Origin of the sequence: Bacillus cereus group sp. TH152-1LC (genome assembly GCF_027710505.1) — a bacterium.
Taxonomy (GTDB): domain Bacteria; phylum Bacillota; class Bacilli; order Bacillales; family Bacillaceae_G; genus Bacillus_A; species Bacillus_A mobilis.
Map to the genome: position 1 here is coordinate 1 of NZ_JAQFNK010000030.1, position 24,921 is coordinate 24,921.

Here is a 24,921-nt window from a genome sequence, read left to right on the forward strand (position 1 = left end):
GAACACGGAAGTTAAGCTCTCTAGCGCCGATGGTAGTTGGGACCTTGTCCCTGTGAGAGTAGGACGTCGCCAAGCAATTAAAAACACAAGTCTTTTGACTTGTGTTTTTTGTGTTTTCAAACAGTACGTAAAAAGAAGTAATGATAATACAAACACGTTGCCCAAGGATTAATCATATTATATAAGAGGTTGATGTATATTTTTCTGTAAATTGTTAAGGAATAGGAGTATAAAATATGTCCATTTAAATTAGGGAGGGAAGGATATGAAATCAAAAAATGAAGTTTGTATTGTTTGTGAGACAGAAAGAAAAGAAGGGATATATGTTTATAATAATTTAATATGTTATGAATGTGAAAAAGATATGGTGAATACGGAGACAAATGATCCGAAGTATATATATTATTTAAAACAGCTTCGGAAATTAGAAGTATCATATTTTTAAATAGGCATATGCCTATTATTTTTTTTGTTCTGTATAATAGAGGAAGAATGAAATAATAAGGAAGAGATATAGATGAATCAAAATCGCATACCTTTATATGAGGCATTAATAGAGTTTAAAGAAAGAGGACCGTTGTCCTTTCATGTTCCAGGTCATAAAAATGGTTTAAACTTCCCTAGGGAGGCAGTAGAGGAGTTTAAAGATATACTATCTATCGATGTAACTGAGTTGTCAGGGCTGGATGATTTACATAGTCCATTTGAATGTATAGATGAGGCACAACAATTATTAGCTGATGTATATGAAGTGGAAAAAAGTTATTTTTTAATTAATGGTTCAACAGTAGGGAACTTAGCAATGATTTTGTCTTGTTGCGGGGAAAATGATATTGTTCTTGTACAAAGAAATTGTCATAAATCAATTATTAATGGTTTAAAATTAGCGGGAGCAAATCCAATTTTTTTAGATCCATGGATTGATGAAGCTTATAATGTACCAGCGGGAATTCATGATGAAGTTATTAAGGAAGCAATTGAAAAATATCCAAATGCTAAAGCACTCATTTTAACGCATCCTAATTATTATGGTATGGGGATGAATCTAGAGGCAAGCATCACTTATGCACATGCACATAAAATCCCCGTTTTAGTAGATGAGGCACATGGTGCTCATTTTTGTTTAGGGGGGGCATTTCCAAAGTCAGCATTAGCATATGGTGCAGATATTGTAGTTCATTCTGCACATAAAACATTACCCGCCATGACGATGGGATCTTATTTACATATCAATAGTCGCCTAGTAAAAGAAGAAAAAGTTTCTACCTATTTAAATATGCTACAATCGAGTAGTCCATCGTATCCAATTATGACTTCTCTTGATATTGCACGCTTTACAATAGCGCGTATAAAAGAAAAGGGACAGGATGAAATTGTCGAGTTTTTACGGGAATTTAAAGAAGAATTGTGTTCTATCCCACAAATAGCTATTTTACAATATCCATTACAAGACGAGTTAAAGGTTACCGTACAGACACGTTGTCAGTTATCAGGATACGAATTACAGTCTGTATTTGAAAAGGTCGGTATATATACAGAAATGGCGGATCCATATAATGTCCTATTTATTTTGCCCTTGCAAGTAAATAAGGAGTATATGAAGGCTATAGAGATGATCCGAGTGGTATTGCAATATTATGAGGTGAAAGACAAGAAGGAATCTATTCGTTATACTTATAAAGGAGAAATTTCTCCTTTACCGTATACATATAAACAACTGGAAGGATATGAAACAAAAGTAGTATCTGTAGAGGAAGCAGTTGGGATGATAGCGGCAGAAATGGTGATTCCGTATCCACCTGGAATTCCATTGATTATGTATGGGGAAAGAATTACTTCAGAACATAAAGAGCAAATTATGTATTTAGAGAAAGCAGGCGCTCGTTTTCAAGGCAGTACGAAATATATGAAAGTGTATGATATAGAAAGTGGGTTTTAGGATGAAGGGATTATTTGTAACAATTGAAGGTCCAGAAGGTTCTGGTAAGACAACGTTAATTCAAAGTTTATTGCCATACTTTGAACAAAAAGAACAAAAGGTAATGGCGACGAGAGAACCAGGTGGTATTGCGATTTCTGAGGATATTAGAACGATTTTACATAAACAAGAATACACGATGATGGAAGCACGTACAGAGGCGCTTCTGTACGCTGCTGCACGTAGACAACATTTAGTGGAAAAAGTTATGCCAGCGCTTAACGAGGATTACCTTGTACTATGTGATCGTTTTATAGATAGCTCTTTAGCGTATCAAGGATATGCAAGAGGATTAGGTATGGATAAAGTATTTGAAATCAATCGTTTCGCAACAGAGGACTGTATGCCTAGTTTAACGATTTACTTAGACATTGAACCAGAGATTGGTTTAGCTCGAATTGAAAAAGATGCAGGACGTGAAGTGAATCGATTAGATATGGAAGATATCTCTTTCCATAAACGTGTGCGTGAAGGATATTTACAAGTTGTAGAACGTTTCTCAGATCGTATTGTATTAGTAAATGCTGATCAACCAATGGAAAAACTTATAGAAGAAGTTGTTCAGATTATAGAAGATAAATTGTTATAATAGAAGGAAAGAATGAAATAAGTGAGGTATGCATTATGACGAAGACGTGGGAGCAGCTTTCTGCTATACAACCCATCGGTGTAAAAATGTTGATGAATAGCATTGCAAAAGAGCGTATATCCCACGCTTACTTGTTAGAGGGAGGGAAAGGGACAGGAAAATTTGCGACGGCAATTCAAATGGCAAAGAGTTTCCTCTGTTCTCAGCGGAATGGGGTAGAGCCTTGTCATGTATGTACAAATTGTAAGCGAATTGATTCAGGTAACCACCCGAACTTACATATTGTAAAACCAGACGGATTATCTATTAAGAAGCAACAAATTCATGATTTACAAGAAGAGTTTTCAAAAACAGGATTAGAGGCAAATAAAAAAGTATATATTATTGAGCACGCAGACCGCATGACAGCAAATGCAGCGAATACACTCTTGAAATTTTTAGAAGAACCGAGTAGTGATACAACAGCTATTTTACTTACTGAACAAAGTCATCAAATTTTAAATACGATTTTATCTCGCTGTCAAGTTGTTACATTTAGACCATTACCTACGGAATCTTTAATTAGAAGATTACAGGATGAAGGTATTACGGCATCTTTATCAACACTTGCTGCACAACTCACGAATAGTTTTGATGAAGCTTTAGCTTTATGTAGTGATGAATGGTTTGCACAAGCACGAGCTTTAGTGATAAAATTATGTGAAGCGCTCGAAAAGGATAAAGCCTCTATTTTTTTTGTACAAGAAAAATGGGGAAAACACTTTGGAGAGAAAGAACAATTACAGCAAGGTTTAGATATGTTACTCCTTATTTATAAGGATTTATTATATGTTCAACTTGGAGAAGAAGATCGTCTTGTTTTTCATGAGCAGAAAGAGATGTTTGAATCTTTCTCCTATGCTCAGAAGCGCATTGTATCAGCTCTCTTTAATATATTAGAGGCAAAAAATAGAATCAACGCTAATGTAAATGCGCAGCTTGTGTTCGAACAGTTAGTGTTGCGGTTGCAGGAGGGATGACCGTTTTGTATGATGTAGTAGGTGTTCGCTTTAAGAAGGCCGGAAAGGTGTACTATTTTGATCCGAACCAGTTCGATATCTCTGAAAATGAGTTTGTAATTGTAGAAACGGTAAGAGGTATTGAATACGGAAAAGTAGTTATTACCAAAAAGCAAGTTGATGAAAACGACGTTGTATTACCGCTAAAAAAGGTTATTCGTATTGCAAATGAAAATGATCGTACCATTGTTGAAGAGAACAAACATGCTGCGAAAGAAGCATATCAAGTTTGTCAGCAAAAGGTAGTAGAGCATAATCTTGATATGAAACTTGTAGATGTAGAGTATACGTTCGATCGCAATAAGATTATTTTCTACTTTACTGCGGATGGTCGGATTGATTTCCGAGAACTGGTGAAGGACTTAGCAGCAATTTTTAGGACAAGAATTGAACTAAGACAAATCGGTGTTCGTGATGAAGCGAAGATGCTTGGTGGTATTGGTCCGTGTGGTCGTATGCTTTGTTGTTCTACTTTTTTAGGTGATTTTGAACCTGTATCTATTAAGATGGCAAAGGATCAAAATTTATCATTAAATCCTGCAAAAATCTCTGGTTTATGTGGTCGTTTAATGTGTTGCTTAAAATATGAGAATGATGAATACGAGGCAGCAAAGGAACAACTTCCTGATTTAGATCAACGTATACAAACCCCGCATGGTACTGGCCGTGTTATCGGATTAAATATTTTAGAAAGATTAATTCAAGTGGAACTAGTAGACAAGGAACGGATAGTAGAATATACGTTAGATGAGTTAGTGAATAAAGGGGTCGTTTCGAGTCAAACCACAGATTAATGAGGTGGGTGCTTGTGGAGAAAAAAGATATTTTTGCATCGGTTTCTAGTATGGAAGAGCAAATTGGACATTTATACAAACAGTTGGGAGAATTAAAACAACATCTTGCAGAGTTGTTGGAAGAAAACCAACATATAAAAATGGAAAATGAAAATTTGCGACACCGTTTTGAAGAAGTGCAGATTAAAGAAAAACAAAAAACTCAAAAACGTAAAGAAGTGAAGCCGAAGACAGCTGATATTGGTGAAGGCTACGATAATTTAGCAAGACTATATCAAGAAGGTTTTCATATTTGTAATCTGCATTATGGAAGTGTACGTAAAGAGGGAGATTGTTTATTCTGCCTGTCATTTTTAAATAAAAAGTGAAATTACCTTTCCAATGATAATTGGAAAGGTAATTTTTTATACATGAGAGTAGAATGAAATATGTTTTTTATTAGTAGAAGATGAAATAGGGTAGGTTAAGTGTAAGAAAAGGAGTAACATATGAATTTATATGAAGATGAACGTTTAGATTACTTATTAGCGCAAGATATGAAGATTGTACAAAGCCCATCAGTATTCAATTTCTCGTTAGATGCTGTTTTACTTGCAGACTTTGCTTGGGTACCAATTCAAAAAGGTAATTTACTTGATTTGTGTACAGGTAATGCAGTTGTGCCGCTTCTATTAAGCACAAGAACGAAAGGGAATATTACAGGTGTGGAAATTCAAGAACGTTTATATGATATGGGAATCAGAAGCGTTCAATACAATAAGTTAGAAGAAAGAATTCACTTAATACACGGGGATTTGAAAGATATGCCGGAGAAACTTGGACGTCATCAATATGATGTTGTCACATGTAATCCGCCTTATTTTCAAACACCTGCAACGTCTGAGAAAAATATGAATGAACATTTAGCGATAGCTCGTCATGAAATTATGTGTACATTAGAGGATGTTGTATCTGCAAGTAGTCAGCTAGTAAAGCAAGGCGGGAAAGTAGCATTTGTACATCGCCCCGGCCGTTTACTAGATATTGTTACATTAATGCGTAAATACAAAATCGAACCAAAACGTGTACGATTTGTTTATCCAAAGGCAGGGAAAGAAGCGAATACGTTGTTAATTGAAGGAATTAAGGATGGAAACGCAGATTTAAAAATATTGCCACCTCTTTTTGTATATGAAGAAAATAATGAATATACAAAGGAGATTCGTTCAATTTTATATGGAGAAGAATAAGCATTGTTTTTATGTAGTAGAGTGCTCTGACGGAAGTTATTATGCTGGATATACAAATCATATAGAGAAGCGGATTCAGACACATAATAGCGGAAAGGGAGCTAGGTATACGCGTGCTAGACTTCCTGTTGTTTTAAAATATGTAGAATTTCATGAAGATAAGCGTACAGCTATGCAAGCAGAGTACTATTTTAAGCAATTAAATAGAAAACAAAAAGAAGAATATATGCAAAAAGGAGAACGCTATGTGGCAACAAAAAAGCTTTCAACAAAATGAAAAGGGAGTTTTATATTTAGTACCAACTCCTATTGGAAATTTAGAAGATATGACATTTCGTGCAATCCGAATTTTAAAAGAAGCTGATTTAATTGCTGCTGAAGATACGAGACAAACGAAAAAACTTTGTAATTACTTCGAAATTGAAACACCTGTTATGAGTTACCATGAGCATAATAAGGAAGTAAGTGGGAAAAAAATATTAGATAAGTTAGACGAAGGAAAGACAGTAGCACTTGTTAGTGATGCTGGTATGCCGTGTATTTCCGATCCAGGTTACGATATTGTCGTAGAGGCTGTAGCGGAACAGTATCATGTTATCCCGCTTCCTGGGGCGAATGCAGCCCTTACAGCGTTAATTGCGTCAGGCCTTGAAACAAAACAATTTTATTTCTATGGATTTTTACAAAGAAATAAAAAAGAAAGAAAAATGGAGTTAGAGAAGCTTCGTTATGTACAAACTACAATGATGTTTTATGAAGCACCTCATCGTTTAGATGATACTTTAATCTCGATGCAGGAAGTGCTGGGAAATAGAGAAATTGTATTATGTCGAGAGTTAACGAAAAAATTCGAGGAATTTATTCGTGGAACAGTCGAGGAAGCAATTGAGTGGACGAAACAAAATGAAGTTCGTGGTGAGTTTTGTATTTTAGTAGCTGGTTCAACGGAAGAACCTGCCCCAGAAGAACAATGGTGGGAATCTATTTCGGTATATGATCATATTGAACATTATATAAACGAAAAAGGTATGAATTCAAAAGAGGCGATAAAAACAGTCGCTAAAGATCGAGATTTGTCGAAACGCGATGTATATCAAATCTATCATGTCGATAAAAAATAAGCTTCTCATAATTGAGAAGCTTATTTTGCAGTTTCGATATAATCTTGAAGTTCGTTTAAGATTTGCTCAGCGCCTTCTTTGCTTAAGATAATTTTACCTTCAGCTAAAGATAGGTTACCATCAGATACTTCACCAGTTACTTGGCAAGTCATGTTTGGCTTATATTTTTTTAAGATGATTTTCTCGTCATCAACGTAGATTTCAAGAGCATCCTTTTCTGCAATACCTAAAGTACGGCGTAATTCGATTGGAATTACTACACGACCTAATTCATCAACTTTACGAACGATACCAGTAGATTTCATAATTCTTTTCCTCCTAAAGAAATAGTTTATAAGTTTCGAGTCTATTTTCTAGATTCGTCATTTTTCGACAAAATACCCTATGGACATATGATACCAATCATTTACATTTCCGTCAATTCTTAAATTCTATATTTTTTAAAAAGATTTATAGATTTCTTACTTCTTATATATAATAGAATGCGAGTAATTTCTACTATTATTTAACTTTATTTTCTGAAAAATTTATAAATTGCAAGTGAGGATTGTATATTTTCTTGAAATATGAGTAATAGATGATAAAGGCACTAGGTATTAACTCGTTTTTTATCCCATGTTAACGAGCAGTAAGATTCCCACTTCAAAACTCGATTGGAGGAAAGAAGTCCAGTGTGGATCGGGCTGCTCGTAAAAGCTCGATTAGTGCGGACTAATAATCCGCGGGAGTGAACAAAGCCCCACAGATTAAAGTTTCACTTTATATATAAGTTTTTGATATACTGTTTATAAATACATATGAGGTTATCCGGGAGGTCCAAAACAATGACAGAGGAAAACAAGTCCTTTTATATTACTACCCCAATTTATTATCCAAGTGGAAAATTACACATTGGACATGCTTATACAACAGTAGCAGGAGATGCGATGGCACGATATAAGCGTATGCAAGGATATAATGTTCATTATTTAACAGGAACTGATGAGCATGGACAGAAGATCCAAAAGAAAGCAGAAGAATTAAACGTGACACCACAAGCATATGTGGATAACATCGTTGCAGGAATTAAAGAACTTTGGGAGAAGATGGATATCTCTTATGATGATTTTATTCGTACAACTGAAGATCGTCATAAAGATGTTGTTGAAAAAATCTTCAAGCAACTAGTAGATCAAGGTGATATTTATCTTGATGAATATGAAGGTTGGTATTCTGTACAAGATGAGACATTCTATACAGCGCATCAATTAGTAGATCCAATTATGGAAGGTGACAAAGTAGTTGGAGGAAAAAGCCCAGATAGTGGTCATGATGTAGAACTTGTTCGTGAGGAGTCGTATTTCTTTAGAATGGGTAAATATGTCGACAGACTATTAAAATTCTATGAAGATAATCCACATTTCATTCAGCCAGAGTCTCGCAAGAATGAAATGATTAATAACTTCATTAAACCAGGCTTAGAAGATTTAGCTGTTTCTCGTACTTCATTTGACTGGGGAGTTCGTGTTCCAGGCAACCCAAAACACGTTATTTACGTATGGGTTGACGCATTATCTAACTACATTACAGCATTAGGTTATGGAACAGAAAATCAAGAGATGTATAAGAAGTTCTGGCCGGCTGATGTGCATTTAGTTGGAAAAGAAATCGTTCGTTTCCATACAATTTATTGGCCAATCATTTTAATAGCATTAGACTTACCTCTTCCGAAAAAAGTCTTTGCTCATGGTTGGATTTTAATGAAGGATGGAAAGATGAGTAAGTCAAAAGGGAACGTAGTAGATCCAGTTACATTAATCGATCGTTACGGATTAGATGCATTACGTTATTACTTACTTCGTGAAGTTCCATTCGGATCTGATGGCGTATTCACACCAGAAGGATTCGTGGAGCGTATTAATTTCGATTTAGCAAATGACTTAGGTAACTTATTAAATCGTACAGTAGCTATGATTGATAAGTACTTTAACGGAGAAATCCCTGCATTTAAAGCAAATGTAACGGAATTCGATGAAACGTTAGTAACGTTTGCACAGGATACATTGAAAAAAGTAGAAGAAGCAATGGAGAATATGGAATTCTCTGTAGCATTAAGCTCAATTTGGCAATTGGTTAGCCGTACGAATAAATATATTGATGAAACACAACCTTGGGTATTAGCAAAAGATGAGAATGATCGTGAAAAGTTAGCTTCTGTAATGGCCCATTTAGCAGAAGTACTTCGTCAAACAGGTATTATGCTTATGCCATTCTTAACAGTAGCACCAAGCAAGATGTTTGCTCAGCTTGGCCTTACTGATGAAGCACATAAGTCTTGGGAAAGTCTATCTACAGTTGGCTGTATTCCAGCTGGAACAAAAGTAGAAAAGGGACAACCAATTTTCCCACGCTTAGAAATGGAAGTAGAGGTAGAGTACATTAAAGAACAAATGAAAGCCTCTGCTCCTAAAGTAGAAGAGAAAAAAGAAGAAGAACCGAAGGCAGAAGAAATTACAATTGATGATTTCTTTAAAGTAGAATTACGCGTAGCTGAAGTATTATCTGCTGAGCCTGTGAAAAAAGCAGATAAGTTGTTAAAAATCCAGCTAGATTTAGGTACAGAAAAGCGTCAAGTTGTTTCTGGAATTGCAAAATTTTATTCGCCAGAAGACCTAAAAGGTAAAAAGGTTATTTGTGTAACAAACTTAAAACCTGTAAAACTACGCGGTGAATTATCACAAGGTATGATTTTAGCGGGTGAGGAGAATGGCGTATTGTCATTAGCAACAATCGACCAAAATCTACCAAACGGTACAAAAATTAAGTAATTAAGACAAGAAAAGAGATGTTTCACGTGTAACATGTGTGAAGCGTCTTTTTTCTTTTTACACTCTCAATTTTTGCATTAAGATTGTAGTATTGTTATCGTTAAGCTAGTAAAGAGCTTATTTGTGTAGAATAAACTTGATTTCAATATAAAAGGAGTTATGTATGATGTTGTTTGATACACATTCACATTTGAATGCAGACCAATTTGAAGAGGATTTGCAAGAAGTTATTGCACGAATGAAAGAAGCGGGAGTTACTTATACAGTTGTTGTTGGTTTTGATGAAGTAACGATTAAAAAGGCGATTGAATTAGCTGAAACTTATGATTTTATTTATGCTGCGGTTGGATGGCATCCAGTTGATGCAATCGACATGACGGAAGAACATTTAGCTTGGTTAGAAGAACTTGCTTCCCATCCTAAAGTTGTTGCACTTGGAGAAATGGGCTTAGATTATCACTGGGATAAGTCTCCAAAAGAAATACAGAAGGAAGTATTCCGTAAACAAATTGCATTAGCGAAAAAAGTAAAATTGCCGATTATTATACATAACCGCGATGCAACTCAAGATATTGTTGATATTCTAGAAGAAGAGAATGCGGCTGAAGTGGGAGGCATTATGCATTGCTTTAGTGGCAGCGTAGAAGTAGCAGAGCGATGTGTTGATATGAACTTTTTAATTTCGTTGGGCGGACCAGTTACATTTAAAAATGCTAAGAAACCGAAAGAGGTTGCTGCAGAGATTCCGTTAGAGAAATTGTTAATAGAGACGGACTGTCCATATTTAACACCACATCCATTTCGAGGGAAACGAAATGAACCGAGTTATGTAAAACTCGTAGCAGAAGAAATTGCGAACTTAAAAGGGATTTCTTATGAGGAAGTAGCAGAAGTAACAACAAAGAATGCAAAAGCTTTATTTGGTGTTGAATAAAAAGGAGTGGGAGAACCCATTCTTTTTTTAGTTTTGTGAAAAAATAGCAGGAGTGATAGAGAAAATAAAGGTGAATGAGGAAGTGCTACAATAAGGAGAGAGAACAAAGTTTTGGACATTCTATTTTTTAAAATGTAAGAATGGGGAAAATAATAATGGAAAAGTCGTCATTTTTTTGTTTTACTAAGTAGAGACGAAACGAGTGTGGAGGCAAGCATGAAAATTAAAGAGATTATCGTTGTAGAAGGTAAAGATGATACAGTTGCGATTAAGCGTGCTGTTGATGCGGATACAATTGAAACGAACGGTTCAGCAATCGGTGATCATGTTATTGAGCAAGTTAAATTAGCGCTGCAAAAACGAGGCGTTATTATTTTTACAGATCCGGATTATCCTGGAGAGCGTATTCGGAAAATTATTTCTGATAAGGTTCCTGGATGTAAACATGCTTTTTTACCGAAGGAAGAAGCAATTGCTAAAAGGAAAAAGGGTGTCGGAATTGAACATGCTACTAATGAATCAATTCGCCGAGCTTTAGAGAATATACATGAAGAAATGGAAGCTTACACAAGTGAAATTAGTTGGAGCGATCTAGTCGATGCAGGCTTAGTGGGCGGAGAGATGGCAAAGAGTCGCAGAGAAAGAATGGGTAAGCTATTAAAGATTGGTTATACAAACGCAAAACAGTTACATAAACGTTTACAAATGTTTCAAGTTTCAAAAGAAGCATTTGCAGAGGCTTATAAGCAAGTCATACAGGAGGAAAGAAAATGAAGGATATCGCAACGCCAAATCGTACGAAAGATATTGTTGAAAAGTACGGATTTTCATTCAAAAAAAGTTTAGGACAAAATTTTTTAATTGATACGAATGTATTAAATCGTATCGTTGATCACGCTGAAATTGGTTCAGAAAGTGGTGCAATTGAAATTGGACCAGGTATCGGTGCGTTAACAGAACAATTAGCGAAGCGTGCTAAAAAAGTAGTGGCTTTTGAAATTGATCAAAGATTATTACCGATTTTAGATGAGACGTTAGCTCCGTATAACAACGTCACAGTTATCAATAAAGATGTATTAAAGGCAGATGTACATGAGGTGTTTAGTGAGCAATTTGAGGAAGGGCAAGATGTAATGGTAGTAGCTAATTTACCATACTATATTACAACGCCAATTTTATTTAAATTGCTGGAAGAGAAATTACCGGTTCGTGGATTTGTTGTTATGATGCAAAAAGAAGTCGGAGATCGTTTAGCTGCTAAACCTGGAACGAAAGAGTATGGTTCTTTATCCATTGCTATTCAGTATTATACAGAGGTAGAAACAGTTATGACTGTACCGCGTACAGTGTTTGTGCCACAACCAAATGTTGATTCTGCGATTATTCGTCTTCTGAAGCGTCCGAAACCAGTTGTAGAAGTAACAGATGAGACATTCTTCTTTGAAGTAGTACGAGCAAGTTTTGCACAACGTCGTAAAACTTTAATGAATAATTTATCAAATAATTTAAATGGTTTCCCGAAAGATAAAGAGTTGTTGGATCGAATTTTAACAGAAGTAGGAATTGATCCAAAACGAAGAGGCGAAACGCTATCTATCGAGGAGTTTGCAACATTAAGTAATGCATTAGTTCTTCATAAATTGTCATAAGAATAGAAAAGGGACAGTTCAACTTGAACTGTCCCTTTTGTCACCTTTCCTCTCCTACATTCATACTTTAAAAACAGGTAAGATGGCCTAACGAGTTTGGAGGTAGGAGAATGGTTTTACATGTTGGAGAATTAGTGGAACGATATTCTCATAATAGGGATATTCTTTTTCGTATTATAGAAATAAAAGGCGAGATAGCTATATTGTTTGGAGAGGAAATTAGACTGGTGGCAGACGCACCACTTGAAGATTTAATTAGTATAGATCAACGAGAACATAAAAAAAGAGCGAAGCGTGAGAAAGAAACGATGGAGCGTACGTATCGATTGTTTCAACAAGATTATGTATTAATGAAACAAAGGCACGAACACACTTCAACGGGTGGATATACAAGTGAGGTGAATTATTTTCAAATGCCGGGACGTGTATTGCATATAGATGGAGACCCGTTATATTTGCGCAAGTGCTTAGACTTATATAATAAAATTGGTGTTCCTGTACAAGGTATTCATTGTAAAGAAACAGAGATGCATGAAAAAGTAGTAGATTTAATAGATCATTTTCGTCCGGATATTTTAGTTATTACGGGGCACGATGCATATACAAAGTCAAAGGGTGTAAAGGGAGATTTAGCAGCATATAGACATTCAAGGCATTTTGTACAGGCTGTTCGAGAAGTGAGAAAAAAATATCCATCATTGGATCAACTCGTTATTTTTGCCGGGGCATGCCAATCACACTTTGAAGCATTAATTCGAGCCGGCGCTAATTTTGCTAGTTCACCATCTAGAATTAATATTCACGCACTAGATCCTGTATATGTGGTAGGTAAAATTAGTTTTACGTCATTTATGGAGAGAGTCAATGTATGGGATGTTGTACGTAATACGATTACCGGTGAAAAGGGACTTGGCGGGATTGAAACGAGGGGGATTTTACGAACTGGATTACCCTTTCAACATTATGAAGAATAAGCAAGGTACATATGTATCTTGCTTTTTTGTATGGAAAGGATTTAAATCAACTTGGATAAAAAGAGATAAGAACGCACAGACTACATAATGATACTTTTACAATATAGTATTTCTTCTATCTATTCGAACGCATAATGCTTTTATAATGATATTGCCTGTGAGTTGCGGTTAATAATTGGGATAGATATATCGTGTTTTAAGTGTTCAATCTAAATTACAGCGAGGTGTAACGAAGTATATGTCAAAACGTTTAGATGAAATTAAAAGCGAATTAGATCACCATCTTGGACAGAGACTGATGTTAAAGGCAAATAGTGGGAGAAGAAAAACAGTAGAACAATCAGGTGTACTTGCAGAAACGTACCGTTCTGTTTTTGTTGTACAATTGGATCAGCAAGAAGATGCGTTGCAACGTGTATCGTATAGCTATGCGGATGTTTTAACAGAAACAGTGGAGTTAACGTTTTATGGTGACCCTCATAATGAAGTGATTTTATAATTGATGTATCGTTACATATATTCCCACAAATGAAAAGCTATATTATTTTGCATACTAATTATACCGTAGCAAAATAAGGAGGGACTCTGCATTGAGTAGACGAAGAGGTGTCATGTCAAATCAATTTAAAGAAGAGCTTGCAAAAGAGCTAGGCTTTTATGATGTTGTTCAGAAAGAAGGCTGGGGCGGAATTCGTGCGAAAGATGCTGGTAACATGGTGAAACGTGCTATAGAAATTGCAGAACAGCAATTAATGAAACAAAACCAGTAGTTATAAGATACTTTCTATGCTACGGTAGCCGAGGAGTGATTCCTCGGCTTTTTGTACTCTAAAAGGTGCCATCATTTTACATAAGTAGTTTCATTCTGAATGCTTTTCGTTATAATTAGGGAAGTGTCATCGTCTTACTATAAATTTATGGTAAAATAAACGATAAAAGATTGAGTACATAGAGTGGGTGAATAGATTGAAGCTACTAGTGAAAGCACCAGCAAAGATTAATCTGTCGTTAGATGTACTGGGAAAAAGACAAGACGGATATCATGAAGTGAAAATGATTATGACAACAATTGATTTAGCGGATCGTTTAGAACTAATGGAATTAGCAGAAGACCGTATTGAAATTTTATCCCATAATCGGTATGTCCCAGACGACCAAAGAAATTTAGCTTATCAAGCAGCGAGATTATTAAAAGAGAAGTTTAATGTAAAAAAAGGCGTATCTATTACTATTGAAAAAACGATTCCAGTAGCAGCTGGATTAGCAGGTGGAAGTAGTGATGCAGCAGCGACATTACGTGGCCTTAATAAATTATGGAATTTAGGGCTTACAATTGACCAGTTAGCAGAGCTTGGCGCAGAAATTGGATCAGATGTATCGTTTTGCGTATATGGTGGGACAGCAATTGCCACTGGAAGAGGAGAGCAAATTGAGCACATAAAAACTCCGCCTTCGTGTTGGGTTATTTTAGCAAAACCCCATATTGGTGTATCTACTGCTGATGTGTATGGAAATTTAAAGTTAAATCGAGTTACACATCCAAATGTAGATAAAATGGTTGATGTTATAAATGCCGGGGATTACAAAGGGATTTGTGACACTGTTGATAACGTTTTAGAAGATGTAACATTTGCGATGCATCCTGAAGTTGCACGTATTAAGGCGCAGATGAAGCGATTTGGAGCGGATGCCGTATTAATGAGTGGAAGTGGCCCAACCGTATTTGGCCTGGTGCACCATGATTCGCGAATGCATCGTATATATAACGGATTAAAAGGATTTTGTGAACAAGTATATGCAGTACGTTTGTTGGGAGAGCGAGAAACGCTTGAATAAAGACGTATAATACGGTATGATTTGTTTAGAATATTCGTGATTTGAGGTGAGAGTATGAAAATTAGACGAAGTACAAGATTAGTCGATATGACGTATTACTTGTTACAAAATCCTCGTCAGCTAGTTTCTCTCACTTTTTTTGCTGAAAGGTATCAATCGGCTAAGTCTTCCATTAGTGAAGATTTAGTTATTATTAAGCAAACGTTTGAACAACAAGGGGTCGGCACATTGCAAACGATACCAGGAGCAGCAGGAGGAGTGAAATATATACCATATATAAGTGCGGAAGAGGCAGATCTCATTATTGGAGAGCTTTGTAGCCTATTTGAAAATCCAGGTCGTATTTTACCTGGTGGTTACTTATATATGACAGATCTTTTAAGTAATCCTCGTCATATTAATGGCGCAGGTCGTTTATTTGCTTCTGTTTTTGCTAGGCAACCAATTGATGCAGTTATGACGGTGGCAACAAAGGGGATTCCACTTGCTTATGCGGTGGCAAATTACTTAGATGTACCGGTAGTAATTGCAAGAAAAGATAATAAAGTAACAGAAGGCCCAACTGTTAGTATTAACTATGTATCAGGTTCTTCTAAGCGAATTCAAACAATGACGTTAGCAAAGCGTAGCCTTCCAGAAGGGTCAAATGTTTTAATTATTGATGACTTCATGAAAGCTGGCGGGACAATTCAAGGTATGATGAGTATGTTAGAAGAGTTTAAGGCTAATGTTGTTGGTATTGGTGTATTAGTAGAATCCACGGATATTGAAGAAAGACTAATTAATAATTTTGTATCATTAATTCGTCTATCAGAAGTTGATGTGAAAGAAAAAGCGATTCAAGTGGAAAAGGGAAATTATTCACTGGCACCATTTGATGAAGGGCTTGTAGAGGCTGAGTAAAAAGGTAAAGCGATCGCTTTATCTTTTTTTTATTCTATTTATAAATTATAAAATAGATGGACAAACTGCTTTTCGTGCACTATTTTTAAAGAGTAAAAATAAATAATAAAAGGGTGGAAAAATATGAAAGTTGTTCAAACAAGCAATGCACCACAAGCAATTGGACCATATTCACAAGGGATTATTGTAAATAATATGTTTTATAGTTCAGGACAAATTCCATTAACTGCAAGTGGAGAGCTTGTAGCGGGAGACGTGACAGTACAAACAGAGCAAGTATTTCAAAATTTACAAGCAGTATTAGAAGAAGCGGGTGCTTCATTTGATACAGTAGTAAAAACAACAGTATTCTTAAAAGATATGGATGATTTTAATGCTGTTAATGAAGTATACGGCTCTTATTTCTCTACTCATAAGCCAGCTCGTTCTTGTGTACAAGTAGCAAAATTACCGAAAGATGTTTCAGTTGAAATCGAAGTAATTGCCCTAGTTAAGTAGTTCTTTGTAAGCGATAACCTCCACTAATCTCTATATTCAATTACATTAAAAATTTTTATCTTAAAAATTTTTAAAAAATTAAAGGGAAAATAGAAAATTTGTGGAATTTATACAAATATATCGCTTATTTAGAAAAGGGTGGTGAACACAAGATGGAAGTGACTGACGTAAGATTACGCCGCGTAAACACAGAAGGCCGCATGAGAGCAATTGCCTCTATTACTCTAGACCATGAATTTGTTGTTCATGATATTCGTGTAATTGATGGTAATAATGGATTATTTGTAGCAATGCCAAGCAAACGTACTCCAGATGGAGAATTCCGTGACATTGCACATCCAATTAATTCTGGTACACGCTCTAAAATTCAAGATGCGGTTTTAACAGAGTATCATCGTTTAGGCGAGTTAGAAGAGGTTGAGTTTGAAGAAGCGGGTGCTTCGTAAAATTCGAATGAAAAGGGCTTTTTAAAGAAAGCCCTATAATTTTGTAACAAACTCCTGTAAGCATTTACAGGGGTTTGTTTTTTTTTTGTTTTTATATATTTTATGTACGGAAAATTCTGAATTCATAAAATTGAAGAGAAAAACTTCTAATTTTTTCAAAATCATTTTAAATAGTATAGCTTATTTCTTAAAAAAGATACTAAAGAGTAAAACATCGTATAAGAATTATGGTAAAATTTAATAGTTGAAATGTGTTTCTTGAAATATATGATGATTTAGGATAATATCGTTAATGGATAAATAGGTTGCGATGGAGGGTCTATATGTCAAACAGATTTGCAGTGATTCTAGCTGCAGGTAAAGGCACACGTATGAAGTCTAAGCTATACAAAGTGCTTCATCCTGTATGTGGAAAACCTATGGTACAACATGTTGTCGATCAAGTATCTCAATTAGGATTGCAGAAACTTGTAACAGTCGTAGGACATGGTGCTGAAATGGTACAAGAACAGCTAGGAAACGTAAGTGAGTTTGCATTACAAGCAGAACAACTTGGTACAGCGCATGCTGTAGATCAAGCTGCAAATGTACTTGCAAATGAAGAAGGAACAACTTTAGTTATTTGTGGTGATACGCCGCTAATAACTGCTGAAACGATGGAAGCATTGCTTCAGCAACATAAAGAAGCAGGGGCAATGGCAACGGTGCTAACAGCTTACATAGAAGAACCTGCTGGATATGGTCGTATCGTTCGTAATGAGAATGGTCATGTTGAAAAGATTGTTGAGCATAAGGATGCAAATGAGAAAGAATTAGCTATTAAAGAAATCAATACAGGTACGTATTGTTTTGATAATAAAGCTTTATTCGCTTCACTTTCTAAAGTTTCAAATGATAACGTACAAGGTGAATATTACCTGCCAGATGTTATTGAGATTTTAAAAAATGAAGGTCATATTGTATCGGCTTATCAAACAGAGCACTTCGATGAAACGTTAGGTGTTAACGACAGAGTCGCTCTATCGCAAGCGGAAATTATTATGAAAAACCGTATCAACCGAAAGAACATGGTAAATGGTGTTACGATTATTGATCCAAGTAACACGTATATTTCTGCTGATGCAATTATCGGTAGTGATACAGTTCTTCATCCAGGAACAATTATTGAGGGGAATACTGTAATTGGTTCTGATTGTGAAATTGGACCGCATACAGTAATTCGCGATAGTGAAATTGGAGATCGTACGACAATTCGTCAATCTACTGTACATGATAGTAAACTGGGTACAGAAGTATCGGTTGGTCCATTTGCACATATTCGCCCAGATTCAGTTATTGGAGATGAAGTACGCGTTGGAAACTTCGTAGAAATCAAAAAAACTGTTTTTGGTAATAGAAGTAAAGCTTCACACTTAAGTTATATCGGGGATGCACAAGTTGGAGAAGACGTGAATCTTGGTTGTGGTTCAATTACGGTGAACTATGACGGTAAGAATAAATTCAAAACTGTGATTGGTAACGGGGTATTTATTGGATGTAATTCAAACCTTGTTGCTCCTGTAACAGTTGAAGATGGTGCTTATGTGGCAGCAGGCTCTACAATTACAGAGAATGTTCCATCAAAAGCATTATCTGTAGCACGTGCGCGTCAAGTTAACAAAGAAGACTATGTTGATCAATTGCTGAATAAGAAAAAATCATAATGTGGAGGGTTAATCTAGATGTCGACTCAATATCTAAATTCTAATTTGAAAGTATTCTCTTTAAACTCTAATAAGGAACTTGCTGAGCAAATTGCAAAGCACATTGGAGTAGGACTAGGAAAATGTTCTGTTGATCGTTTTAGTGATGGAGAAGTTCAAATTAACATTGAAGAAAGTATCCGTGGTTGCGATGTATTCATTATTCAATCTACAAGCTTCCCAGTAAACGAACATATCATGGAATTACTTATTATGATCGATGCATTAAAGCGTGCATCTGCAAAAACAATTAATATTGTTATTCCTTACTATGGTTATGCGCGTCAAGACCGTAAAGCGCGTTCTCGTGAACCAATTACATCGAAACTTGTAGCAAACTTGCTTGAAACAGCAGGTGCAACTCGTGTAATCACTCTAGATTTACATGCTCCACAAATTCAAGGGTTCTTTGATATCCCAATTGACCACCTAATGGGTGTACCGATTCTTTCAGATTACTTTGAAACAAAAGGTCTTAAAGATATCGTAATCGTGTCACCTGACCATGGTGGGGTAACTCGTGCTAGAAAAATGGCAGATCGCCTAAAAGCACCAATCGCTATTATTGATAAGCGTCGTCCTCGTCCGAACGTATCAGAGGTAATGAACATTATCGGTAATATTGAAGGTAAAACAGCAATTTTAATTGATGACATCATTGATACAGCTGGTACAATTACATTAGCAGCAAACGCTCTTGTTGAGAACGGTGCTTCTGAAGTATATGCTTGCTGTACACACCCAGTATTATCTGGTCCAGCAATTGAGCGTATCCAAAACTCAAATATTAAAGAGTTAGTTGTAACGAACTCTATCGTATTACCGGAAGAGAAGAAAATCGACAAAGTACATGAACTTTCAGTTGCTCCATTAATCGGAGAAGCAATCATTCGTGTATACGAAGAAGAATCTGTAAGTGTATTATTCAATTAATTGGATAGAATGAGACGTAACCAAGATTGGTTACGTCTTTTCGTATCGAAAAAAGAAAGTAGTGGTACAAGAATGAAATTGATAGTAGGACTTGGGAACCCGGGTAGAGAATATGAATTAACAAGGCATAATATTGGATTTATGGCAATTGATGAACTCGCAAAGCGTTGGAATATTTCTTTGAATGAACAAAAATTTAAAGGAGTATTTGGTGCAGGATTTGTTAATGGAGAAAAAGTAATCTTATTAAAGCCACTTACATATATGAATTTATCTGGGGAAAGTATTCGTCCACTCATGGATTACTATAAAATTGATGTTGAGGACTTCGTTGTTCTGTACGATGATTTAGACATTCCTGTAGGTAAATTACGCATTCGTATGAAAGGTAGTGCTGGTGGACATAATGGTGTGAAATCAACAATTTCACATTTAGGAACACAAGAGTTTCAACGCATTCGTATGGGAATTGATCGTCCAAAAAATGGAATGAAGGTAGTAGATTACGTATTAGGACGTTTTACATCGGAAGAAATTCCTGATGTGGGTCATTCTATTGAAAAAGCAGCGGATGCATGTGAAGAATGGTTAAATAAACCTTTTCTTCAAATCATGAATACCTTCAATAGTTAAGGGTATGATTGGGAATATTTTGTTTTATTTTTACCCATACTAGTAGTAATTGGATTTTTAGGAGGCTAGTATGGAAGGGTATTATTATTGCAGACACTGCGGGAGTAATGTAGGCTCCGTTACTGCAGAAAAAGTATATAGCGACGTTTTATTTCAACTAACAGAGCAAGAAGTAGTAGAGATGATTCATTTTCATGAGAATGGAAATATATATATACAAACGATTTGTGAATCGTGTCAAGAAACGCTCGCATCTTATCCTGAGTATTATGAATATGAAAAATTTCTGCAATAAAATGTTGTCGCTTTGGCATGTCCAAAGCATTTTTCTGTTTTCTTTTTCCGAAATATTTGCATAAAATATAGTGGCTTGCTCTTTATGTTGAGAGGGGTTTTGAAAATGATAGGTTTATTAGAGCAATTTTATAAAAATGAAGAGATCCAATCGGTTATTAATGGATTAGAAGATGGTTTAAAAGAACAGCTTGTATCAGGTATGGCAACCTCTTCTCGTTCGTTATTAATAGCGGCCTTATATAAAAAAACAAAAAAATCACAACTTATTGTGACGCATAATTTATATCAAGCGCAAAAAGTACATGAAGATTTAGTGGCGTTACTTGGTGAAAAAGATGTGTGGCTATACCCAGTAAATGAATTGATAGCATCAGAAATTGGTGTTGCAAGCCCAGAATTGAAGGCGCAACGTATTGAAGTATTGAATCGTTTGGCTGCAGGAGAGAATGGGATTATTGTAGCGCCGGTTGCAGGACTACGCAGATTTTTACCAATGAAAGAATTGTGGAAGCAAAGGCAAATCGAAATTAATCTAGGGCAAGAGATTGATTTAGATACATTCTTGCATACTTTACATCATATTGGTTATGAGCGTAAGTCGATGGTAGAAGCTCCTGGGGAATTCAGTTTGCGCGGGGGAATATTAGATATTTATCCATTAACTGAAGAGTTACCATTTCGTATTGAATTTTTCGACACAGAAGTTGATTCTATTCGATTATTTGATGTGGATGAACAACGCTCTCAAGATAAAAAAGACAGTGTTAGATTTGGTCCAGCAACAGAGTTTTTATTTTCACAGGAAGAATTGAAGTCGGGAATTAAGCGTCTTGAGGAAGGCTTGACTAAGACGATGCAAAAACTTTCCGATGATAAATTGAAGACTACAGTGCTTGAGACGGTAAGTCATGAAATTGAGATGTTAAAAAACGGGCAAAGTATAGAACAGATGTTTAAATATTTATCTATTTTCTATAACGAACCTGCTAGTCTGATAGATTATTTACCAGAAGATGGTATTGTAATTTTAGATGAGATTTCCCGTATTCAAGAAACAGCATCACATCTTGAAACGGAAGAGGCGGAATGGTATATATCACTTCTTGGTGAGGGAACAATTATTCAAGATTTATCTTTCTCGCACTCGTTTGAGGAATTTCTTCATCATAAAAAAAGAAGTTTTGTATATTTAACGTTATTCTTACGTCACATAGCACATACACATCCGCAAAACATTGTGAATGTGACATGTAAAACAATGCAAGATTTCCATGGACAGATGCAGTTGTTGAAAACTGAAATTGATAGATGGAACGAAGGGCATTTTACGACTGTTGTGCTCGGAACTGATGATGAACGTGTAAAAAAACTACAACATATTTTAAGTGATTATGATATTGAGGCAGATATCGTAGAGGGCACAGATATATTATTGCCTGGAAGGTTACAAATTGCTGTAGGTGATTTACATGCAGGATTTGAAATGCCGATGCAAAAGCTTGTTGTTATTACTGAAAAAGAGCTTTTTCATAAGAAAGTTAAAAAATCACAACGTAAGCAAAAGTTATCTAATGCCGAACGTATTAAAAGTTATTCGGAATTAAAAGTTGGAGATTATGTAGTTCATGTAAATCATGGTATAGGTAAATTCTTAGGCATCGAGACATTAGAAATTAATGGTGTTCATAAAGATTACTTGAATATTAAATATCAAGGTAATGATAAGTTATACGTTCCAATTGAACAAATTGACCAAGTGCAAAAATATGTAGGATCTGAAGGTAAGGATCCTAAAGTTTATAAATTGGGCGGAAATGACTGGAAAAAGGTCAAAACGAAAGTTGAAAAATCTGTACAAGACATTGCGGATGACCTAATTAAATTATATGCTGAACGCGAAGCTTCAAAGGGTTATGCATATACACCAGATACGGCAGAACAACAAGAATTTGAATCTTCTTTCCCGTATCAAGAGACAGAGGATCAATTACGTTCTATTGAAGAGATTAAGAAAGATATGGAACGTGGACGTCCGATGGATAGGCTTCTTTGTGGTGATGTAGGATATGGAAAGACGGAAGTAGCTATCCGTGCGGCATTTAAGGCAATTATGGATGAAAAACAAGTTGCAATTTTAGTGCCTACAACGATCCTTGCACAACAACACTATGAAACAATTCGAGAGCGTTTTCAAGATTATCCAATCAATATAGGATTATTAAGTAGATTCCGTACGAGAAAACAGCAAAATGAAACAATTAAAGGCTTAAAAGATGGCACGGTAGATATCGTAATTGGAACGCATCGTATTTTATCTAAAGATGTTACTTATAAAGATCTAGGTCTCCTTATTATTGATGAAGAACAAAGATTTGGTGTAACGCATAAAGAAAAAATTAAACAATTAAAAGCGAATGTTGACGTATTAACATTAACGGCAACTCCGATTCCGCGTACACTCCATATGTCTATGCTTGGTGTGCGTGACTTATCTGTTATTGAGACACCACCAGAAAATCGTTTCCCAGTTCAAACGTATGTAGTAGAGTATAATCCAGCGTTAATGCGAGAAGCGATAGAACGAGAGCTTGCAAGAGGTGGGCAAATTTACTTCCTATATAATCGTGTGGAGGATATCGAAAGAAAAGCAGATGAAATTTCGATGTTAGTTCCAGACGCACGTGTAACTTATGCACATGGGAAAATGAACGAAAGTGAATTAGAGTCTGTTATGCTATCGTTTTTAGAGGGACAGCATGATGTTCTTGTAAGTACAACAATTATTGAGACGGGTGTAGATATTCCGAATGTAAATACGTTAATTGTATTTGATGCAGATCGAATGGGATTATCGCAGTTGTATCAGCTTCGTGGGCGTGTCGGACGTTCTAATCGTGTTGCATATGCATACTTTGCATACAAACGAGATAAAGTGTTATCAGAAGTTGCAGAGAGGCGTCTACAAGCTATTAAAGAGTTCACAGAGCTTGGATCAGGTTTCAAAATTGCGATGAGAGACTTATCTATTCGTGGTGCAGGTAACTTGTTAGGTGCCGAACAGCATGGATTTATTGATTCTGTCGGATTTGATCTATATTCTCAAATGTTAAAAGATGCAATTGAACAGCGTAGAGGAACAGATGGGGTTGAAAATACAGTTAATGTTGAAATTGATTTAGAAGTAGATGCATATTTACCAGATGCTTATATTTCAGATAGTAAACAAAAAATTATGATGTATAAACAGTTTAGAGGCGTTTCTGCAATGGAGGATATTGAAGAGTTGCAGGAAGAGATGATAGATAGATTTGGTGATTACCCGCAAGAAGTTGGTTACTTATTACAAATTGCAAATATTAAAGTATTGGCAATGAAAGAACAAATTGAGTTAATTAAGCAAAATAAATTTGAAGTAACAATTCTGTTCTCAGAACAAGCAAGTCAAAATATTGATGGCGGAAAATTATTCATGCTTGGAAATAGTTTTGGACGTATGATTGGTTTAGGGATGGAAGGATCACAATTGAAAATCGTTATGAAAACAAATGGCTTAGAGACATCGAAGTGGTTAACAATTGCTGAAAATTTATTAAAAGGCCTACCAGATGTAAAAAAAGAAGTCATAAATGCCTAATATTAGATAAAAAAATACAATTCGGCGTGCATAGAAGAACTAATGTGTAAAATACTATGTCTAACAGTTGGTGATTTTTACATGAACAGGTAAATTCACCACTTTCATCATCAGTAGAAAGTGAGGCAGCATTAGAATGAAAGCAACTGGAATCGTACGTCGAATTGATGATTTAGGTAGGGTAGTAATCCCGAAGGAAATTCGTAGAACTTTACGTATTCGAGAAGGGGATCCACTAGAAATATTTGTTGATCGCGATGGAGAAGTAATTTTGAAGAAATATTCTCCGATTAGTGAACTAGGCGATTTTGCAAAAGAATATACGGAAGCTTTATACGATAGCTTAGGACATAATGTGCTTGTATGCGATCGTGATTCTATTATCGCAGTAGCAGGTATATCTAAAAAAGAATACTTAAATAAAAGTGTTGGCGATTTAATCGAGAAGACCATGGAAGATCGTAAGTCTGTAATTATGACGGATGAAAGCGAAATTTCAATTATTGATGGAGTAACAGAAAAAGTTAGTTCCTATACAATTGGCCCGATTGTTGCGAATGGGGATCCAATTGGAGCTGTTATTATCTTCTCTAAAGAGGCCATTATAAGCGAAGTGGAGCATAAGTCAGTAAATACAGCAGCGAGCTTTTTAGCGAAACAAATGGAGCAATAAAGACATATCGAATTTTAGAAGTAGCAATCTTTCCTAATTATGATATTTCTTCTTGAGAAATCAATTATTCGGAGATATATGTATATTGAAAAAAGGTAGCGCTTTGCTACCTTTTTTCGTTGAACATTTCTAGCACTGCACGAACGTATTATTACTCGTGTAGGTAAGGAAGCTTGTCCTTTTCTTTATGATA

At 35.6% G+C, this 24,921-nt stretch carries 27 protein-coding genes; 26 read left to right on the forward strand and 1 reads right to left on the reverse strand.

The window, feature by feature from the left end:
• Positions 1-265 precede the first annotated feature (265 nt).
• From PDL00_RS31335 to rsmI, 9 genes are all read left to right on the forward strand, one after another.
• On the forward strand, positions 266-445 hold the full coding sequence (locus PDL00_RS31335; RefSeq protein ID WP_061678926.1) for a sigma factor G inhibitor Gin: 180 nt from the start codon (positions 266-268) through the stop codon (positions 443-445).
• 72 nt (positions 446-517) lie between these two features.
• Positions 518-1,939, forward strand: coding sequence for an aminotransferase class I/II-fold pyridoxal phosphate-dependent enzyme (locus PDL00_RS31340; protein ID WP_270733452.1), 1,422 nt, complete (start codon positions 518-520; stop codon positions 1,937-1,939).
• 1 nt (position 1,940) lies between these two features.
• Positions 1,941-2,567, forward strand: a complete 627-nt coding sequence (gene tmk, locus PDL00_RS31345; RefSeq protein ID WP_061678924.1) for a dTMP kinase — start codon at positions 1,941-1,943, stop codon at positions 2,565-2,567.
• A gap of 35 nt (positions 2,568-2,602) precedes the next feature.
• A complete protein-coding gene (gene holB / locus PDL00_RS31350; RefSeq protein WP_000169570.1) occupies positions 2,603-3,586 on the forward strand; it encodes a DNA polymerase III subunit delta' in 984 nt (327 codons plus the stop codon).
• A gap of 5 nt (positions 3,587-3,591) precedes the next feature.
• Positions 3,592-4,419, forward strand: a complete 828-nt coding sequence (locus PDL00_RS31355) for a PSP1 domain-containing protein (RefSeq protein WP_000272429.1) — start codon at positions 3,592-3,594, stop codon at positions 4,417-4,419.
• 14 nt (positions 4,420-4,433) lie between these two features.
• A complete protein-coding gene (gene yabA / locus PDL00_RS31360) occupies positions 4,434-4,787 on the forward strand; it encodes a DNA replication initiation control protein YabA (RefSeq protein ID WP_000412055.1) in 354 nt (117 codons plus the stop codon).
• A gap of 120 nt (positions 4,788-4,907) precedes the next feature.
• Complete coding sequence (locus PDL00_RS31365; protein ID WP_061678923.1) at positions 4,908-5,648, forward strand: tRNA1(Val) (adenine(37)-N6)-methyltransferase; 741 nt, start codon at positions 4,908-4,910, stop codon at positions 5,646-5,648.
• The gene (locus PDL00_RS31370; protein ID WP_000414344.1) at positions 5,635-5,925 is read left to right on the forward strand and encodes a GIY-YIG nuclease family protein; all 291 of its coding nucleotides are present in this window, start codon (positions 5,635-5,637) and stop codon (positions 5,923-5,925) included. The genes PDL00_RS31365 and PDL00_RS31370 overlap by 14 nt, the downstream gene beginning before the upstream one ends.
• Positions 5,894-6,769, forward strand: coding sequence for a 16S rRNA (cytidine(1402)-2'-O)-methyltransferase (gene rsmI / locus PDL00_RS31375; protein WP_061678921.1), 876 nt, complete (start codon positions 5,894-5,896; stop codon positions 6,767-6,769). The genes PDL00_RS31370 and rsmI overlap by 32 nt, the downstream gene beginning before the upstream one ends.
• 20 nt (positions 6,770-6,789) lie before the next feature.
• Here the strand turns inward: rsmI and PDL00_RS31380 are convergent, their stop codons facing one another.
• Positions 6,790-7,074, reverse strand: a complete 285-nt coding sequence (locus PDL00_RS31380; protein WP_000843036.1) for an AbrB/MazE/SpoVT family DNA-binding domain-containing protein — start codon at positions 7,072-7,074, stop codon at positions 6,790-6,792.
• Between the two features lie 519 nt (positions 7,075-7,593).
• Between PDL00_RS31380 and metG the strand changes: the two genes are divergently transcribed.
• The 17 genes from metG to spoVT all read left to right on the forward strand — a co-directional run bounded on the left by metG (position 7,594) and on the right by spoVT (position 24,728).
• Entirely contained in the window at positions 7,594-9,576 is a 1,983-nt protein-coding gene (gene metG, locus PDL00_RS31385; RefSeq protein WP_270733455.1) for a methionine--tRNA ligase, read from the forward strand.
• 166 nt (positions 9,577-9,742) lie between these two features.
• Positions 9,743-10,510: a TatD family hydrolase gene (locus PDL00_RS31390; RefSeq protein WP_270733457.1), complete on the forward strand. Its 768-nt coding sequence runs from the start codon at positions 9,743-9,745 to the stop codon at positions 10,508-10,510.
• Positions 10,511-10,726: 216 nt separating this feature from the next.
• Positions 10,727-11,284 carry a ribonuclease M5 gene (gene rnmV, locus PDL00_RS31395; protein ID WP_270733459.1) on the forward strand — a complete coding sequence of 186 codons (558 nt, stop codon included), beginning with the start codon at positions 10,727-10,729 and terminating at the stop codon, positions 11,282-11,284.
• Positions 11,281-12,159 carry a 16S rRNA (adenine(1518)-N(6)/adenine(1519)-N(6))-dimethyltransferase RsmA gene (rsmA, locus tag PDL00_RS31400; RefSeq protein WP_064475151.1) on the forward strand — a complete coding sequence of 293 codons (879 nt, stop codon included), beginning with the start codon at positions 11,281-11,283 and terminating at the stop codon, positions 12,157-12,159. Before rnmV ends, rsmA begins: the two co-directional genes overlap by 4 nt.
• A 110-nt stretch (positions 12,160-12,269) precedes the next feature.
• Positions 12,270-13,133 carry a sporulation peptidase YabG gene (gene yabG / locus PDL00_RS31405; protein WP_000242870.1) on the forward strand — a complete coding sequence of 288 codons (864 nt, stop codon included), beginning with the start codon at positions 12,270-12,272 and terminating at the stop codon, positions 13,131-13,133.
• Positions 13,134-13,371: 238 nt separating this feature from the next.
• Positions 13,372-13,632 carry a biofilm formation stimulator Veg gene (veg, locus tag PDL00_RS31410; protein WP_000044347.1) on the forward strand — a complete coding sequence of 87 codons (261 nt, stop codon included), beginning with the start codon at positions 13,372-13,374 and terminating at the stop codon, positions 13,630-13,632.
• Between the two features lie 91 nt (positions 13,633-13,723).
• The gene (gene sspF, locus PDL00_RS31415; RefSeq protein ID WP_001985066.1) at positions 13,724-13,903 is read left to right on the forward strand and encodes an acid-soluble spore protein SspF; all 180 of its coding nucleotides are present in this window, start codon (positions 13,724-13,726) and stop codon (positions 13,901-13,903) included.
• A gap of 196 nt (positions 13,904-14,099) precedes the next feature.
• A complete protein-coding gene (gene ispE / locus PDL00_RS31420) occupies positions 14,100-14,969 on the forward strand; it encodes a 4-(cytidine 5'-diphospho)-2-C-methyl-D-erythritol kinase (RefSeq protein ID WP_270733463.1) in 870 nt (289 codons plus the stop codon).
• 54 nt (positions 14,970-15,023) lie between these two features.
• Positions 15,024-15,872, forward strand: a complete 849-nt coding sequence (gene purR / locus PDL00_RS31425; protein ID WP_061678916.1) for a pur operon repressor — start codon at positions 15,024-15,026, stop codon at positions 15,870-15,872.
• A 123-nt stretch (positions 15,873-15,995) separates the two neighbouring features.
• A complete protein-coding gene (locus PDL00_RS31430) occupies positions 15,996-16,370 on the forward strand; it encodes a RidA family protein (protein ID WP_097905083.1) in 375 nt (124 codons plus the stop codon).
• Positions 16,371-16,522: 152 nt separating this feature from the next.
• Positions 16,523-16,816 (forward strand): septation regulator SpoVG, encoded by a 294-nt coding sequence (spoVG, locus tag PDL00_RS31435; protein ID WP_000454041.1) that lies wholly within the window; start codon positions 16,523-16,525, stop codon positions 16,814-16,816.
• Between the two features lie 323 nt (positions 16,817-17,139).
• Positions 17,140-18,519 (forward strand): bifunctional UDP-N-acetylglucosamine diphosphorylase/glucosamine-1-phosphate N-acetyltransferase GlmU, encoded by a 1,380-nt coding sequence (gene glmU, locus PDL00_RS31440; RefSeq protein WP_270733467.1) that lies wholly within the window; start codon positions 17,140-17,142, stop codon positions 18,517-18,519.
• 18 nt (positions 18,520-18,537) lie between these two features.
• Positions 18,538-19,491: a ribose-phosphate diphosphokinase gene (locus PDL00_RS31445; protein ID WP_000107420.1), complete on the forward strand. Its 954-nt coding sequence runs from the start codon at positions 18,538-18,540 to the stop codon at positions 19,489-19,491.
• A 72-nt stretch (positions 19,492-19,563) separates the two neighbouring features.
• Positions 19,564-20,124: an aminoacyl-tRNA hydrolase gene (pth, locus tag PDL00_RS31450; protein ID WP_333563550.1), complete on the forward strand. Its 561-nt coding sequence runs from the start codon at positions 19,564-19,566 to the stop codon at positions 20,122-20,124.
• Positions 20,125-20,194: 70 nt separating this feature from the next.
• Positions 20,195-20,419, forward strand: a complete 225-nt coding sequence (locus tag PDL00_RS31455; protein ID WP_000399442.1) for an anti-sigma-F factor Fin — start codon at positions 20,195-20,197, stop codon at positions 20,417-20,419.
• A gap of 105 nt (positions 20,420-20,524) precedes the next feature.
• Positions 20,525-24,055, forward strand: coding sequence for a transcription-repair coupling factor (gene mfd / locus PDL00_RS31460; protein ID WP_270733472.1), 3,531 nt, complete (start codon positions 20,525-20,527; stop codon positions 24,053-24,055).
• 136 nt (positions 24,056-24,191) lie between these two features.
• Positions 24,192-24,728 carry a stage V sporulation protein T gene (gene spoVT / locus PDL00_RS31465; RefSeq protein ID WP_000648309.1) on the forward strand — a complete coding sequence of 179 codons (537 nt, stop codon included), beginning with the start codon at positions 24,192-24,194 and terminating at the stop codon, positions 24,726-24,728.
• The last annotated feature ends 193 nt before the right edge of the window (positions 24,729-24,921 follow it).